Origin of the sequence: Bifidobacterium sp. ESL0764, from assembly GCF_029395515.1 — a bacterium.
In the GTDB taxonomy this organism is placed as follows: domain Bacteria; phylum Actinomycetota; class Actinomycetes; order Actinomycetales; family Bifidobacteriaceae; genus Bifidobacterium.
The window spans coordinates 690,541-707,071 of record NZ_CP113919.1 but is presented as its reverse complement, the minus strand read 5'-3'; the positions used below and the strand labels follow the sequence as shown (position 1 = coordinate 707,071).

Genomic DNA, 16,531 nt, shown 5'->3' with positions numbered 1-16,531 from the left:
TCCGAACGTCTGCACGAGAAAAAAGACGGCAAAGACGGCAAAGACGCGTCAATGTATGCAACGCAAATAGCCGGGAGCCTGCATCCGATATCATCGTGCGGCTTCCGGCTATGAACGTAATCCTGTGTATTCGCCTCTCAGAGCTTGGGCAGGAACTTCTCGAGCTCGTAGCGGGTGACCTGACGACGGTAATCGTCCCACTCCTGACGCTTGTTGCGCAGGAAGTACTCGAAGACGTGCTCGCCGAGGACTCCGGCGACGAAATCGGACTTCTCCATGACCTTCAACGCCTCGTCGAGACTCTCAGGCAACGGCTGGATGCCCATCGCCTTGCGCTCGGCGTCGGTCAGGTCCCATACGGCGTCGCTCGTCGGTTCCGAAAGCGTCATCTTCTGCTCGATGCCGTCCAGCCCACTGGCGAGCAGCACCGCGAAGGCGAGATACGGGTTGGCCACCGGGTCGAGCGCGCGGTATTCCATGCGCGCCGAATTGCCCTTGCCGGGCTTGTACTGCGGGATGCGCAGCAGGGCGGAACGGTTGTTGTGGCCCCAGCACACGTAGCTCGGTGCCTCGTTGCCGCCCCAAAGGCGCTTGTAGGAGTTGACGTACTGGTTGGTGATCGCGCTGATCTCGCGGGCGTGGTAAAGGATGCCGGCGGCGAACTGGCGGGCGATCAACGACATGTTGAATTCCTGGCCGGCCTCGTAGAAGGCGTTGCTATCCCCCTCGAACAGGCTCAGATGGGTGTGCATGCCGCTGCCGGGCTGGTCGGTCAGGGGCTTGGGCATGAAGCTGGCGTGGATGCCGCGCTCCAGCGAAATCTCCTTGACCACGGTGCGGAAAGTCATGATGTTGTCGCTGGTGGCCATCGCATCGGCGTAGCGCAGGTCGATCTCGTTCTGGCCGGGGCCGACCTCGTGGTGCGAGTATTCGACGGAAATGCCCATCTGCTCGAGCATGTTGACGGCGGCGCGACGGAAGTCCATCCCGGGGCTGCGCGGCACGTGGTCGAAGTAGGTGCCGTAATCGACGGGTGTGGGCGGCTTGCCCCAATCGTCCTGCTGTTGGAAAAGATAGAATTCGATTTCCGGGTGGACATAGAAGGTGAAGCCCTTCTCCTTGGCCTTCTGAAGCTCCTGCTCCAGGACGTGGCGCGGGTCGCCGAGCGACGGTTCGCCGTCGGGGGTCAGGATGTTGCAGAACATGCGGGCGGTGCCTTGCGGGCCGTCACGCCACGGCAACAGTTGGAAGGTGGAGGGGTCGGGATGCACAATCATGTCATCCTCGGAAACGCGGGTCATGCCCTCGATCGCCGAACCGTCGAAGCCGAGACCTTCCTCGAAAGCATCCTCGAGTTCCGCAGGCGCGATGGCCACGGACTTCAGCGTCCCCAGCACGTCGGTGAACCACAAACGAATAAATCGCACATCGCGTTCCTCGACGGTACGCAAGGCGAATTCTTGCTGTTTATCCATGGTTCTATATTCCCACGGACACATTACATCCCAGTTAAAAACACAAAGGTCGATCAATAGCGATTTCAATTCGCCGGAATTCCAAACATTCCGGCTTTCCTATCGATCGACCTTTGTGCTCTAGCGCCGTTCAAACGCCGTTTCGATGGCGTCGTATTTCAGCGCGGAGGTATCCGGCACCAGCAGCTTGGCATGGCCGAGTTCGCTGGGGCTGCCGACGCCCACCGAGAACGCTCCGGCGGCGTTGATGGCGGTGATGCCGGCGACCGAATCCTCAAGGCCCACGCAATCGCCCGGGTCGAAGCCGATCTCTGAGGCCGCTTCCAGGAAGATGTCGGGAGCGGGCTTGCCTGCGGCCACCTTGCTCGGGTCGGCGATGGCGTCGAAGGTGTCGGAAAGCCCGAGTTTTTCGAGGATAAACGGGCCGTTCATGCTCGCCGATGCCAGCGATAGCCTCACATCGTGCCGCTTCATCTGCGCAATCAGCTCGGGGATGCCCGGCAGGATATCGGCCGAAGTGAGCCCGGAGAGAAGCGAGCGATAGGCCTCGTTCTTTTCGGCGGCCAGCGCGTCGAACTGCGCCTGCGGCACGGCGATCCCCAGATAGTCCAGAATCACCTTGAGCGAGTCGGCGCGGCTGACGCCTTTGGTCTTTTCCTCAAGCTTGTCCGGAAGCTCGCGGTCGAAATGGTCTTTAACCAGCTTGCGCCAGGCCCGGAAATGGTAGACGGCGGTATCGGCGATCACACCGTCCAAATCAAAGAGAGCGCCTTTCATCAAGGAATCTCCTTTCGCTTTCCAACGGCGTCTTGTCCATGATGGCCTTGATCTTGCCGAAGTCCTGTGTCGAGATGTTGACGAACGGGAACATGGTGTTCATCTTGACCAAGGAGAGCGACCCGAAGTTGTTGAGGTTGCCATCCTGCTGCAGGAATCCGAAGACACCGTTAATGGGTTCGAGCTGCCCCAACAGCTCCTTGTCGGCCATCAGGGCCGCGGCGGGCATGTCGAGGTTGTAGTGCTCAATATAGTCCTCGTCCGGTCGATACGCGATATGGTATGTCCCGTTGGTCAGCACCAAAGGCTGCGAAACGACCTGCCCGTTGACGTTGATTTCGGCGTTACGGCTGCGAGGCAGCTTCACCGTCACGCTCTGGCCGAACGGCACCTCGACGTCCAACGTGACCGTATGCCGCGCGTCGCTTTCCAGCTGGTACTCGACGCGCAAATCACCGTAGGAGCTGCGATAATGGCCACGCACGTGCTTCAACCGATAGTCGAATTGCGGGGCGAGGGTGACGGTTCGATACCCGTGTTCGTGCCCGGCGATGCCCAGCATGTAGCGATACACCCACTCCATGATCGCGCCGATGGAATAGTGGTTGAGCGAGTTCATTCCGGCAGGGTTCATCGAACCGTCGGCCAGCACGGAATTCCAACGCTCCCAGACGGTCGTGGCTCCCAGGTTGACCTCGTAGAGCCAGCTGGGGAAATCCTCGTTCAGGAAAATCTGGGTGGCGAGCTTGTGCTGCCCGTTGTCCGAAAGGACCTGGCAGATCAGCGGCGTGCCGACGAACCCGGTCTTCAGATGGTTGTTGTCCTTGTCAAGGCGGGTGACCAGATCGGCCAGAACCCGCTGTTTCTGGTCTTCCGGCACCAGGTCGAAATAGAGGGCCAGTGCGTAGGCGGTCTGCGTGTCGATGGCCAGGCGGCCGTTGGCGGTGATGTATTCCTTGGCGATGGCCGCTTTGATGGCCTTGGCCTGAGAAGCGTAGTGCTCCGCGTCTTCATCGTGGCCAAGCAGTTTCGCGCTGCGGGCGACGATGGAGCTGGAATAGAAGTAATACACCGAGGCGATGAAATCCTCGTCGGTCCTGCCGGTCGGCATCGCCGGGTTCTCGCCGTCCATGGAAAGCCAATCGCCGAACTGGAAGCAGCCGGTCCACAGGTTCTTCGTCTTGGTGGCCTTGCCGATCCAATCGACCCACGATTTCATGGCCCGGTAGTTCTGGCGCAGGATCGCCGGGTCGCCGTAGGCCTCAAAGACGTTCCACGGCACGATGGTCGCTGCATCGCCCCACACGGCGGCTCCCCCGTCGTCCACGCCCATGGCCGGCGCGTACATCGTAAGCATGCCGTCATGCTGGGCCTGTTCGATGCCCATGTCCTTGGCGTATTTCTTGTAGAAGGCGTAGGCGTCCATGTTGAGCACGGCGGTGGCCGAGAACACGTCGGCGTCGCCGGACCAGCCGAGACGCTCGTCGCGCTGCGGACAATCGGTGGGCACATCGAAGAAGTTGCTCTTCTGGCTCCACAGGATATTGCTCAACAGCCGATTGACCTTGGGCCTGTCGGTCTCGATGCCGCCGGTGACGTCCATTTTGGAAAACATGACGGCCGCGCGGAAGTCTTCGGCCTTCACCGGCTTGGTATTGCCGGTGACCTTGACGTAACGGTAGCCATAGTAAGTGAAATGCGGGCGCACCCACTTTTCCTCGCCGTCAGAGGTGTATTGGAATGCGGCGCGCGCCTCGCGCAGGTTGTCGCGGTAGAAGTTGCCGTTCTGCAGGATCTCGCCGACCTGCAACGTAACCGTTGTGCCTTTGGGTTCGCGGTTGAAGAACTCGGGCCATCCGGCCTGGTTCTGGCCGAAATCGAGCACGGTCTCGCCGGCGGGCGTGGTAATGACCTCTTTCACGGGCAGATATTCGTCGATGGCTATCGGCGGACTCAGACGGTCGGAGAGCATATCGGTGCCGTGCTCGACCTTCACCGCGGGCTGCCAATCGCCGATAGCGATGGTGTCATCGTAATCCTCGCCGTAATAGATCGCGGATTTGGTGACCCTGCCGGACGTGGTCTCCCAGTCCGTGTCGGAGGCGATGACTTCTTCGCTGCCGTCCTCGTAGCGCAGACGCAGCTCCGCGATGGCCATCTGCCGATCGCCGTAGATGGCATCGCGTCCGCCGTCGAAGCCGAAATTGCCCTTGTACCAGCCGTCGGCCAACGAAAGAACCAGCTCGTGGTCCTGTCCGAGGAATTCGTTTTTGGCGAACATATTGTCCATATCGTAGGTCTGCACCTGCACGAGCTTGTCGTAGGCCGTGGTGCCTGGAGCCAGATATTCGTCGCCGATTTTTTCGCCATCCAGATACGCCTCGTAGAGGCCAAGGCCGGTGACGTAGAGACGGGCGGATACGACATGCCTGTCGGCTTTGAAACAGCGACGCAGCAACGTGTTCTGCAGGTCCTTGTCGGGATTGCCGATCCAAGAGCCGGCAAACGGCTCATCCATCTTGCCGGTCTCGAAGAAGGTCGTGCCTTCGATTTCGTTTTCGCCGTCTTTGAGCATTACGGTGACGGTGTAGCGGGTGCGCGGCGACAAATCAAGCGCCACGTCGAAGACATTGCCGTCGTATTGCTGCCACCGCGAATCGTAGACGGTCTCGCTCTCCGAGATGACCGCGCGTTTCAAGACGTCGGTATGTTCGCCTTCACCATCGAGCCGAGCTGCGAATTCGATGCGTATCGGGCCTGCGAAATCGTAGCCGATCGGCTCGCGCATATGGTTAATCGAAATATCCGAAACTTCCATCACAACCTCCTTGGTTTCCATTTGCCTTACAGGCGCGTCTCGAAATGGCCGCAGAAGGGATCGACGGGGCTCTTGCCTTCGAATTTCTCCTTGCCGGTCATCTTGCGTATGATCGCGTCGATGGTCACGTCGTTGCCGGTGTAGGCGTTGACGTAGGTGGAGACCATCGGGATGTCGTAGAGATGGTAGGGGTTGCAGGTCGAGACGAAGACCGTGGGGATGCTGCGCATGAACCACGGCGCGTCGGCGGCCATGAGGTGGATCCAGTCGAGACGCGTCGTCGTCTGGTTGCTGGCGGTTTCGACGTTGGCGACGTAGAAGGCCAGGTCGAAACGATCCTCCTCTTCCTTGACGCCGCCTTCGAAGACCTCCTGGAAATCGAGGTGCTTACGGTCGAATATAGTGACTTTGAAGCCCTCGCCCTCGAGCTTTTTCTTGAATTTGTCGGCGACCAGACCGCCTTCCTTGAAGCCGCCGTCGTCGGTGTCGCCAAGCACGACCAGGCGCACGCGCGGGTACTTCTTCGGGGTGATCGGCAGGATATTGTCACGGTCCTTGACCAGCGTGACCGATTTCGCGGCGAGATCGGCGGCAAGTCTGCCATGTTCCTCGAGTTTCAGATCAAAGTCGGGCGAGGACGGGTTCTTAAGCTTGCCGTCCGTGCCCATGACGCCTTGGGCCACCTTGGTGGCGACGATGCGTGTGACGGCCTCGTCGACGCGTTCCATCGGCAGCGTGCCGTTCGAGACCGCCTCGCGCACGTAGCCGTAATCTTCATCGATGTCCTTGTTGAACAGGATCATGTCAATGCCGGCGTTGATGGTGGTCGGCAGCGCCTGCGAGCGTGGCATGATGTCATTGTAACCGATCATCGGCGTGGCGTCGGTGATGGCAAGCCCATTGAACTTCAGCTGGCCACGCAGCAAACCATCAATCAACAGCCTGGACACGGAAGCGGGACGCAGATCCTTGTCTTCGATGCCCGGGCACAGGCGGCGTTCCCACGCGGGCTGCATGATATGGGCAATCATGACTGCAGGCAGTCCGCGCTCGATCAAGTGACGGTAGATCTGTCCGTACGATTCCATCCATTTCTCGACACTCAGAGAGTTGATGGAGCTTAAGAGGTGCTGGTCACGCTCATCGACGCCGTCGCCGGGGAAGTGCTTGGCCACAGGAATGATGCCGTTGGCCTTGAAACCTTCGATCTCGGCGTCGGACATGGCGATGATCGTGCTTTCGTCGCTGCCGAAGGTACGGGTGTTCATAATCGGGTTGCGGAAGTTCAGATCGAGGTCGACAATCGGCGAGAACGACATGTTGCCACCGACCTGACGCGCCTCATATCCGGAGACATCGCCGAGTTCATAGGCTTGATGGGGATCGGCCGTAGCGGCGACCTGCATCGGACGGCCGAACCACGTGCCTTCGGCGACCAAACCGTTGCCGCCGGCCTCAAGGTTCGCCGCGATGAAGAGCGGAATCCTGCTATTCCCCTGGCACGTCGCCACTTTATGCTGCAGCTTGCCGGCCTTGTCCGGTCGATACATGATGCCACCGGGATGATATCGATCGATAAAATCCTTCAAGCGGGAATCGTCACCTTCTTGACCGATGACAAAAAACAGCTGGCCTATCTTCTCCTCATCGCTCATGCCTGCGACGACACGGTTGACAAAATCAATCTGTTGCGCCGACAGGCGATACGGCCCTGCAGCTAAATCCAATCCCAACGTACACTCCCCAACATCAAACCGTCCGAAAGATTCCGGCCATCACATCAAGCGAATGCCGAAAACCGGAATCTTGATTTTCTCAAATCTACTTATTCCTCAATTGTCCATAGGCCTTCAGCAGATAGCCCGGAACCTCCGTGCCCGGCTTGCCCATGAGCACACCGAACGAATTGATGGGAGTTCCTGCGAGCAAAGACATCAGCAGCGCATCATCGGTCGGCAACTTGGGCGCCTTGCCTTTTGCAGCGTCCGCTTCCATCTGCTCGATCGCCTTGGCACCAAGCGGATCCTCCTGCCACTGCGAGAAGAAGGACCATTCGCTCAATGGCAGGGATTTGCCGTCACCGTCAAGACGAACCTCGACACTCTGGACAATGTCACGGCTGGAAGTCCCCACTTCGATGCCATAAACGCCAGGTTCAACATGCCAGTCGTGATATTCGTCGGACCAATAGGCGAACGACCGTGCGTCAAGCTGAATCGAGACCGTCTTCGACTCGCCCGACTTAAGGAACACCTTTTTGAATCCTTTGAGCTCATGACGTGGGCGCTGGACCTCGCTTTGACCGGGTGCGACGTAGATCTCGACGGTCTGCGAGGCGGCGACATTGGACGTATTGGTGACGGTGACCTCCACCAACGCGGCGCACGATCCGGTCTTATCGACCTCTATGTCGCTGAACTTGAAATCGGCATAGCTCAGGCCGTAGCCAAAGGGATAGGCCACAGGCTTATCGAAGGTATCGTAATATCGATAACCGACGAACACGCCTTCGCCGTAGTCCACGTTGCGGGCCCCACCCGGCCAATTCATGATTGTCGGATCATCCTGCAGTTTCATGGGAATCGTTTCGGCAAGCTTTCCGGAGGGGCTGACGTCGCCTTCGATGATGTCGGCCAGCGCCTCGCCTCCGGCCTGTCCGAGCAACCAGGATTCCAGAATCCCCTGGGCCTTGTCACGCCACGGGGCCACGGAGACCACGCCACCGTTGGAAAGCACCACCACGACATGGCTGTTGATTGCCGATACCTGCGTCAGCAAGTCAATCTGCTTGGCAGGCAGGTCCAGACTCGTCCGGTCGCCGCCTTCCGACTCCATCTCATCAGGCAGACCTATGAACATCAGTACGGTATCCGCCCCTTTCACGGTATTCAGCGCTTCTTTGGTCAACTGCTCATCCTGAGGTTTGTCGTCCAATGTGAAACCGGGAGCAAAGTCGAATTGAATGCCGCGAGACGAAAGCGCATCGAGGAAGCTCGACAACCTGGTCGGATTGATGTGGGAGGAGCCGCCACCCTGATAACGAGGGGTACGGGCAAACTCGCCGATTACGGCGAGATGCCGGTCTTTGCCGACCGGCAGGATGCCCCCCTCGTTCTTGAGCATGACAATCGATTCCTGTGCGGCACGGCGAGCCGTTTCATGATGGGCATCAACGTCGTAACGGTAGCCTTCGGCGCTCATGGACTTATGGGCCTTGCCCATCAGGTCAAGCACCCCGGAAGCCATTCGGTCGAGCTGGACGACATCGATACGGCCATCACGTACCGCATCGACGATCTGGCTGTCGGTATCGGTGGGCGGCATTTCCAAGTTCATGCCCGCGTTCAGGGCATCGACCCGGTTATGGTCCGCTCCCCAATCGCTCAGGACGATTCCCTTGAATCCCCATTCCTTGCGCAGGATATCGGTGAGCAGCCAATGGTTCTGTGCCGCGTACACGCCGTTGATGCGGTTATAGGAACACATCACCGTCCACGGCTGCGCGGTTTTGACAATGTATTCGAAGGCAGGGAAATAGATTTCACGCATCGCGCGTTCGGAGACATTGGCGGAGACGCGCATACGATCGGTCTCCTGGTTGTTGACGGCGAAATGCTTCAACGACGTGCCGACGCCTTCCGACTGGATACCGGTGACCATGCCGACCGCGACATGGCCGGAAAGATAGGGATCCTCACTCCAGAACTCGAAGCAACGTCCGCCCAGGGGGCTGCGTTTGATATTGACTCCGGGACCGAGAATCACCGCGACCTGCTCCTGCACGCATTCCTCTCCCATCGCACGTCCGACCTCATCGACCAGTTGCGGATTCCATGAGCTGGACAGTCCGGCAGCCGGAGGGAAGCACGTGGCAGGAACCGATTTCGTTTCAAAAGAACCCGATGAATTCGCTGCCTTGCGCAAGCCGTGAGGGCCATCAGTGACCATATAGCCGGGAACACCTTTATCGGCAATTGCCTGCAGGTGCCACGAATCCCCACCGGACGTCAGGCTTGCCTTTTCTTCCAGCGTGAAATCATCGAGCGACCAACGCGTACTTGCGCTCATTTCTTCTCTCTTTCCTTTATATGACCAAGCAGGCAATCCAGCAGGCGCCATTCGTTGGAACCGCCGGATCGCCTGATTACCGATACCCGATTATTCCTGTTCGTTTAGCGGATCGGCGCCGGGGCGCACCAGCACCGGCAGGGTGTGATAGTCGTAGGTCTGCCTATACCAACGGCCGGGCTCATAGCTCTCACCGGTGATGAGGTTCTTCCACGGCTCGCCTGCGTGCTCGCCGCCAGCGTCCGGCACATAGAAACGCGCCGCGCCGTCTTCGGAAAAGACCGGTGCCACCAGGATGTCGTCACCCAGCATGTACTGGGTATCGATGTCCTCGCAAGTCGGATCGTCCTGGAATTCCAAAACCATCGAACGCATCATCGGCACGCCCGTCTCGTGGGTCTCGTGCGACATACGCACCAGATACGGAACCAGACGTTGCTTCAATTCGGTGAATTCACGGGCCACGTCCACCGCCTCGTCGCCATACAGCCACGGCACCTTGTACTCACGCGACCCGTGGTAACGAGAATGGGAAGACAACAGCCCGAATTGCGTCCAACGCTTGTACAGATCCGGCGTCGGCTTGTCCTCGAAACCTGCGATATCGTGGCTCCAATAGCCGAAACCGGACATACCGAACGAAAGCCCTGCACGCAGCGACTCCGCCATCGACGGATAGTTGGAAGAATTGTCGCCGCCCCAGTGGACCGGGTACTGCTGGCCGCCAACGGTTGCGGAACGAGCGAAAAGAATGGCGTTCTCCTCGCCCTTCTGCTCACAGATCAGGTCATAAACCGCCTTGTTGTAGAGCTGGGCATAATAATTGTGCATCAGCTTCGGATCAGAACCGTCAAAATAAACCACGTCCTTGACGGGAATGCGCTCACCGAAATCGGTCTTGAAGCAATCCACACCCTGATCCATCAAGTGGCGCAACTTGCTCTGATACCATTTCACGGCCTCGGGATTCGTGAAGTCGACGATGGCCATACCGGCCTGCCACTTGTCCCATTGCCAGACCTGACCGTTGGTACGCTTGATAAAATAACCGCCCTTTGCGCCTTCCTCGAACAACGGGGACTTCTGGCCGATATAAGGATTGATCCACACGCAGACTTTGATACCGCGGTCGTGCAGCTTCTTCAACAGGCCCTCGGGATCGGGGAACTTGTCCGGATCCCACTCGAAGTTGCACCATTCCAGCTCCTTCATCCAGCGGCAATCGAAGTGGAAGACGCTCAACGGGATATGCCGTTCGGCCATGCCGTCGACGAACTTCATCACCGTTTCCTCGTCGTAATCAGTGGTGAACGAGGTAGAAAGCCAAAGCCCGTAACTCCATTCCGGCACCAGCGGCGCCTTGCCTGTCAGATCGGTATAGGTGTTGAGCACGTCCTTCATCGAGGATCCGCCGATGACGCAATAGGTCATCTCCTGGCCTTCAAGCGAGAACTGGACACGCTGTACGCGATCCGAGCCGATCTCGAAACTCACTTTGCCCGGGCTGTCGACGAAGACGCCATAGTTGCGGTTGCTCATATAGAACGGCACGTTCTTATAAGCCTGATCGGTGGCCGTGCCGCCGTCGGCGTTCCAGACGTCGACGCTCTGGCCGTTCTTCACGAAGTTGGTGAAGCGCTCCCCCAGTCCGTAAATCTTCTCGCCGACCCCCATATCCAGTTGTTCCGAGATATAGGCGGCACCGTCCGGATCGGTCACCAACGCCTTGGAACGGAATCCCGCTCCGGTCAGCGGCTTTCCGTCATAGTAAAAGCGGAAGTCATGTTTCTTGCCCTTGCTGACCTTGAGACTGGTGTGTCCGGAGGTAAAGGTCCAGGCTTCGTCATTCTCCTCGATATCGACGTCCGGGTCATTGGTATTGAGCGGGAAGGTCGGGCAATGGCTGCGATCTTCCTTATAGTTGACGATTCTCGTGGAAATGATGTCACGACGCGGACTGGTGACCTCGATGGTCATTATTCCGCCATCCAAAGTCATTCCGGTTTCGAAAATCGGGAAATTATACGAGCAATACAGCGTAAGCTTCTTCGGTTCAATCTTGGCGGTGTAGACATTCGCTGCATATTTGACGTCGAAACCGTCACGTACCAACCACTCACCATTTGAAAATTTCATTGTTTCCTTAACTTTGTTATCAGGCCCTCGCCGCAGATGCCAGAGGAACGGAACCTTATGTTCTTATCGGAGAACCCGGACGCGACAGTTGACGGCATAGCCCTGAGACGGCGTTGCCTCTCACGGGTCATAGCGTCAACTGCCTCACCCACGTTCAGGAATCATGCACCACGACGGTGCAGTTCATAGCCGCCATCAATTCGACGAGCTGGCCGAATCGCTCTTCTTATTGGCGAACTCTTTGACAATGGCCTTGCGGGACTTGTCCTGGTCCTTGGCGTTCTTCAGATCGAAGGCAAGGGCATCCTTCAGTCCCAACCCATCGACCTTGGAACGCATGTCGCTGAGAATCTGCTGGAATTCCGCATCACTTCCAGCGAACGACGCCTTCCAAGAGGAATTGACGATTTCGGTCCTGATCGAGCTCTTGATGGTCGAAATCTTCGAATCCTCGAGAGGCGGCACCACGGTGGCGCCAGGAGCGACATCGATCATCTTGTTCTTTTCAAGATATTCCATAGTGGTCTTGGCCCCTCCCATATGCTTGGACCAATCCTTATGCAATGGATTGTCGTTGTTCTTCTCCAAAACGCTCGGCCATGCAGAGGACGTATACGTATAACCCGTTCCGGGATCCTTGTCGGCGACCAAAACGCTCGGGAAGTTGAGCTTGGACATGCCGTCGGCGTAAGAGCCTCCACCGTAAGACTTCGGGACGTTCGCGGAACCACCGTTGATGACCTTCTCGCCGAAGGCGGTAAGGACCGGCTTGCCGTTTTCGACCTTCCAATTCAACCCCTTCGGGCCGGCGGAGAGTCCGTCTTGCGAACTGGAGTCATAGATGCCTTCAGGAGAATACAGCCAGTCGATGAATTTGACCAGACGAGGCTTGTTCTTGGCTTTCGAGCCAAGAGCGATCATGGTGATGCCGCCATCGGGTGTCGCACCCTTGGAATAGATTTTCTGATCCTTCATCGGAGCCATCATGAAGCCCTTGCCCTGGGCAGTGCGTTCAGGCGTGTTGTAGGCATTCTGCCCGGCCCACGGCCAGAAGGAGAACAGCACCTTGCCGTCCTTGTATTTGGAAAGCAGGGTGTCATAGTTCTGAGTTGTGGAATCAGGATCGACGATACCGGCCTTGTTCGCCTCATAGAAGAACTTCAAAGCCTTCTCATAGATGCCGTTTTTCGCGGTTATAGGCTCATAGTCGGAGCCGTCGGCCTTCGCCAGCTCGAAACCGACCTGATCGTAACCATAGAGATTGGCAGGGCCCTTGGCGACAGTCATCATGTCGCCGTCCCAATCCTTGAAGAGACTCAGCGCATAGACCTTGTTGTCACCGGTCTTCTGACGCTCCAACGTCTGCATCTTCTTCAATACCGGAAGCAGGTCCTCAAAGGTGTTAATCTGCGGATAACCGACCTCTTTGTAAAGGTCCCAACGCAGATACGGACCGTATGTCGGCTCCACTGACTCACTGGCCGTAGCAGGGTTTCTGTCGGACAGCGAATTGGGGATGCCCCAGACTCCGGAGGTCTTGCCCAGTATTTTGTTGGTGGCATCGGTGGCATGCTTGTACTTCTTGATATTGTTCATGCCCTTGAGGTATGGGGTCATATCCGAGATCAGGTTGGTCTTCGCAAGTTTGGCACCACGGCCGAAGGCATCGGTCGAGATGATGATGTCGCCCAGATTGCCTGCGGCGGTGCGTGTGTCGAACAGCGTGGTTCCGCCACCGGCGACATTCGGGGAAATATAGTTCAGCTGCATGTTGAACTTATCCTTGACCACCTTGGCGAACCAACCTTTTTGCACGCCCTGATAGTTGGCCAGGTCATCATACACATCGACTTTCATGAACGAATTGTCGTCCTTGTCGCCTGCAGTGTTGTCACCGGACGAGCCGCAACCGGCGAGCATCATCGCCGCGGACAACGCCAGTGCGACGCCGCCGATCATCTTCTTTCGTAAGGACATCTTTGCCCTCCCTTTCTTTTTATATTTCACATTCTTTTTTGATATTGGGAGTATTGACCCCCAAACATTTCGGAATCAATCATCCCTTGACCGCCCCAAGCATCATTCCCTTGACAAAGAACCGTTGGAAGAACGGGTAGATGAAGAGAATGGGCAGAACGACGATAACGGAAACTGTCATACGAATCGAGGTCGGTGTCTGCTGGGTCGCCATCGCGGCCGCATTCACCGCCGAACCTCCACTGGCCTTGACGGAAGCTGCCAGCGAATTCGCCTGGTTGATGTAGGTGTACAGCAGATACTGCAAGGAATATAGCTTGGAATCCGTCATATAGATCAAGGTATCCTGGAAGGAATTCCACTGACCCACGGCAGTGAAAATAGCCACCGTAGCCAGAATCGGCGTACACATCGGCAAAATGATCTTTCCGAACACGGTGAAGGTGCCGGCCCCGTCCATTTCTGCAGCCTCCTGAAGGCTCTTGGGAATCGACTCGATGAACGTCTTCACCAAAATGATATTGAACGGCTGCACGATGACCGGAAGGATATACACCCAGAAATTATTGGTGAGTCCATAATTCTTCATCGTAATGAACATAGGGATGATACCGGCGGTGAAGTACATGGTGACGATGATGAAACGGTACCAGAAACTTCTGTGCCACATCTGCTGCTGCGTGAACATGAACCCGAGGTATGCGCTCGCGATCACTGTCAGGACCGTGCCGATGACAGTACGGGCGAGCGAGACCAACGCCGCCTGAGGAAGCCCCTCGAGACCGAAGACCTCCTTGTAATTGCCCAGGTGGATACCTGCCGGCAGCCATCGTATGGCACCGGCCGCAGACAGGTTGTTGTTGGAGATGGAATTGATCAGCAGATAGTAGAACGGATATACACAAATGAACGTCACGACAAGGAAGAAAACGATATTGAATATGTTGTATACCTTTTCTCCCCGGGTCCGTTGCTGTGCCGGAGAGGAGCTCTTAGAATGATTGTTTTTCATGATGATGTTCCTTCCGTCCTAGATAATCGATTCACCGCGGGTATGCTTGGACAGCCAGTTGACCGAGAACAGCAAAACCACGCTTACCAATGATTTGAGCATCGAAATCGCAGTCGCCAACGACAGGGAGTTCTGCCCCATGCCGATGTTGTATACGTAAAGATCCAGCACCTGAATATGTTGGGCGTTGAATGCGTTCTGGAAGACGAAGAACTGGTCCATGCCGTTGTTAAGGAAGTTGGAGACAGCCATCATCAACAGCACAAAATAAGTCGGCATCAGTTGAGGAATCGTGACATGAATGATCTGCTGGAACCTGTTGGCGCCATCGACTTCCGCTGCCTCATATAGCTCCTGGTCGATTCCCGAGATTCCGGCCAGATAAAGAATAGAGCCCCATCCAAGCGTTTTCCAAAGGTTCCACAGCACCATCTTGATCCATGTGTATGAATCGGAATCGAGGAACTTGATCGGGTGGGCGATCAAATGTATGTTCTGCAAAAGGTCATTGACCATGCCATTGGAGGAGAACATGGCGAAAGCGATGGAGTAGACCAGAACCCAGCTGATAAAGTTAGGCAATGTCGTCAGTGTCTGAACCAGGTTTTTAAACCATTTGGCACGAATCTCGTTAAGCGCTATGGCAAAGATCATCGGGAAGAAAGTCGTCAGAATGTTCAGTCCGCTTATGGCAAAGGTGTTGACCAACACCTGGCCTATGGTTCTCATCTGGGCCGGATTCCTCACCAGCATCTCAAACCACTGCAGCCCTACGAATTTGCTTTCCGAAAGCGGGATCGGCGGTTGATAATCAAAGAACGCGTAGATCCACCCGAACAACGGGATGTAGTTGGACAAGACGCAGAGCAAAAGAAACGGCGAGACAAGCAGCCACAACTTGAACCCGTGGGATATCCGCCGATGCCTGCCTCCCTTTGAACTACCTTGCACCTGTCTCTTGTGGTTTTTGGCTTTGCCAGCAATTGACTCTTGCACCAATGGGGCTTTAAGCGTGGCGTCTTTGCGTGACGATTCCACTATTCCTCCTTCTACTGCGACTTCATGAACAGTCCGAACCGTTGCGTCGACAACGACGACTCCGTCAGCTCTTCCTTGAAGATATCGGCCACAATCCAACGAACACTGCCCGACACCATTCACTACAATGACATGTACCCGCAAAAGCAAGGCATCGGTCTTTGTCGGCAACCCAGCACCGGTCAACTCGTTCGTTAGAACAAGTTATATCGTGAGGAAATCGAGACAAAAATTCCATTTCCACTCAGTGGAAAAACAGAAAGGTCCCAATTGCCTGCCTATTTATAATTAAGCCATGAACAAGCAGAATCGCTCATCAACGGCTCCGTGCGCCAAAACCGCATCCGAAAAAGCCGGTATGATCGAACGGATTTTCGCGATTCTCGATTGTTTTACCACAGAAGACCCACAACTCAACCTCACACAAATCTCCAACCGCTGCGGACTTCCGATAAGCACCACCAGCAGAATTCTTTCAGGTCTGGTCGCCCACGGAGCCGTGGAACGATGGCGCAACGGCAATTATTCAATCGGTATGCATCTGATCAATCTCGCCCAGACGGCGCAACCGATGCTCTCCATTCAGGAAACCGCCTCGCCTTGCCTGGACAATCTGGAACGAGCCACCAATCTTCATGTCCAGTTGGCTACCCTGCAAGGTACCGGCGCTCTCATCATCGACCGCAGGGACGGACATCAGCAGTTGCCTTTGTATTATCACGTCGGTGACGTTTTGCCTTTGGTCCCTACTGCCGTAGGCAGAGTCCTCTTGGCTTTCGCTTCCCCGGCATTGAAATCCAAGATTCTGGACAACGACGATTTTGTCTGGCCCTCGTATGAAGTCGAGAGGCCATCCGCGAAAGATATTTATGCAGAACTGGACAAAATTGAACATAATCGAATAACATTTTTCGATCTCACCAACATTCCCGTGAATTCGGTCGCCGTCCCCATCTTCGATCGCGGGATGACGGTCGTCGCAGCCATCAGCATCGTGGTCAAAACCGGAACCGTACCCCTTGCGCCCAAACTGGCCACACTGATCAAAGCCACCGCCATGGATATCCAGCGTAGACTTGCCGGCCCAAAATCAAAACGCATATTACCCCCTTGGGACGCAGGCGATCAATGACAGCCAATTTATACAAATATCCTAATTATATACAATTAATCAATCTAACGTTTATTATCGGGTAAGCCACAGTCACACCCGGACGGAACAGCGCCATC

General features: G+C 56.3%; 10 protein-coding genes. 1 reads left to right on the top strand and 9 read right to left on the bottom strand.

Annotated elements, in window-relative coordinates:
* Window positions 1-137: 137 nt before the first annotated feature.
* From OZX71_RS02495 to OZX71_RS02455, 9 genes are all read right to left on the bottom strand, one after another.
* A complete protein-coding gene (locus OZX71_RS02495; RefSeq protein WP_277145536.1) occupies window positions 138-1,475 on the bottom strand; it encodes a glutamine synthetase family protein in 1,338 nt (445 codons plus the stop codon).
* 120 nt (window positions 1,476-1,595) lie between these two features.
* Window positions 1,596-2,252, bottom strand: a complete 657-nt coding sequence (gene pgmB / locus OZX71_RS02490) for a beta-phosphoglucomutase (protein WP_277160390.1) — start codon at window positions 2,250-2,252, stop codon at window positions 1,596-1,598.
* The gene (locus OZX71_RS02485) at window positions 2,233-5,070 is read right to left on the bottom strand and encodes an alpha-L-rhamnosidase (protein WP_277160389.1); all 2,838 of its coding nucleotides are present in this window, start codon (window positions 5,068-5,070) and stop codon (window positions 2,233-2,235) included. The genes pgmB and OZX71_RS02485 overlap by 20 nt, the downstream gene beginning before the upstream one ends.
* 26 nt (window positions 5,071-5,096) lie before the next feature.
* Window positions 5,097-6,803 (bottom strand): glycoside hydrolase family 3 N-terminal domain-containing protein, encoded by a 1,707-nt coding sequence (locus tag OZX71_RS02480; RefSeq protein WP_277160388.1) that lies wholly within the window; start codon window positions 6,801-6,803, stop codon window positions 5,097-5,099.
* A gap of 88 nt (window positions 6,804-6,891) precedes the next feature.
* Window positions 6,892-9,138, bottom strand: a complete 2,247-nt coding sequence (locus OZX71_RS02475; protein WP_277145540.1) for an exo-alpha-(1->6)-L-arabinopyranosidase — start codon at window positions 9,136-9,138, stop codon at window positions 6,892-6,894.
* Between the two features lie 90 nt (window positions 9,139-9,228).
* Window positions 9,229-11,274: an alpha-xylosidase gene (yicI, locus tag OZX71_RS02470; RefSeq protein ID WP_277160387.1), complete on the bottom strand. Its 2,046-nt coding sequence runs from the start codon at window positions 11,272-11,274 to the stop codon at window positions 9,229-9,231.
* 195 nt (window positions 11,275-11,469) lie between these two features.
* Window positions 11,470-13,251: an ABC transporter substrate-binding protein gene (locus tag OZX71_RS02465; protein WP_277160386.1), complete on the bottom strand. Its 1,782-nt coding sequence runs from the start codon at window positions 13,249-13,251 to the stop codon at window positions 11,470-11,472.
* Window positions 13,252-13,330: 79 nt separating this feature from the next.
* The gene (locus tag OZX71_RS02460) at window positions 13,331-14,263 is read right to left on the bottom strand and encodes a carbohydrate ABC transporter permease (protein WP_277160385.1); all 933 of its coding nucleotides are present in this window, start codon (window positions 14,261-14,263) and stop codon (window positions 13,331-13,333) included.
* Between the two features lie 18 nt (window positions 14,264-14,281).
* Window positions 14,282-15,214 (bottom strand): ABC transporter permease subunit, encoded by a 933-nt coding sequence (locus OZX71_RS02455; RefSeq protein ID WP_348519530.1) that lies wholly within the window; start codon window positions 15,212-15,214, stop codon window positions 14,282-14,284.
* Window positions 15,215-15,596: 382 nt separating this feature from the next.
* Here OZX71_RS02455 and OZX71_RS02450 point away from each other — a divergent pair, with 382 nt between their 5' ends.
* Window positions 15,597-16,433 carry an IclR family transcriptional regulator gene (locus OZX71_RS02450; protein ID WP_277160383.1) on the top strand — a complete coding sequence of 279 codons (837 nt, stop codon included), beginning with the start codon at window positions 15,597-15,599 and terminating at the stop codon, window positions 16,431-16,433.
* Window positions 16,434-16,531 lie beyond the last annotated feature (98 nt).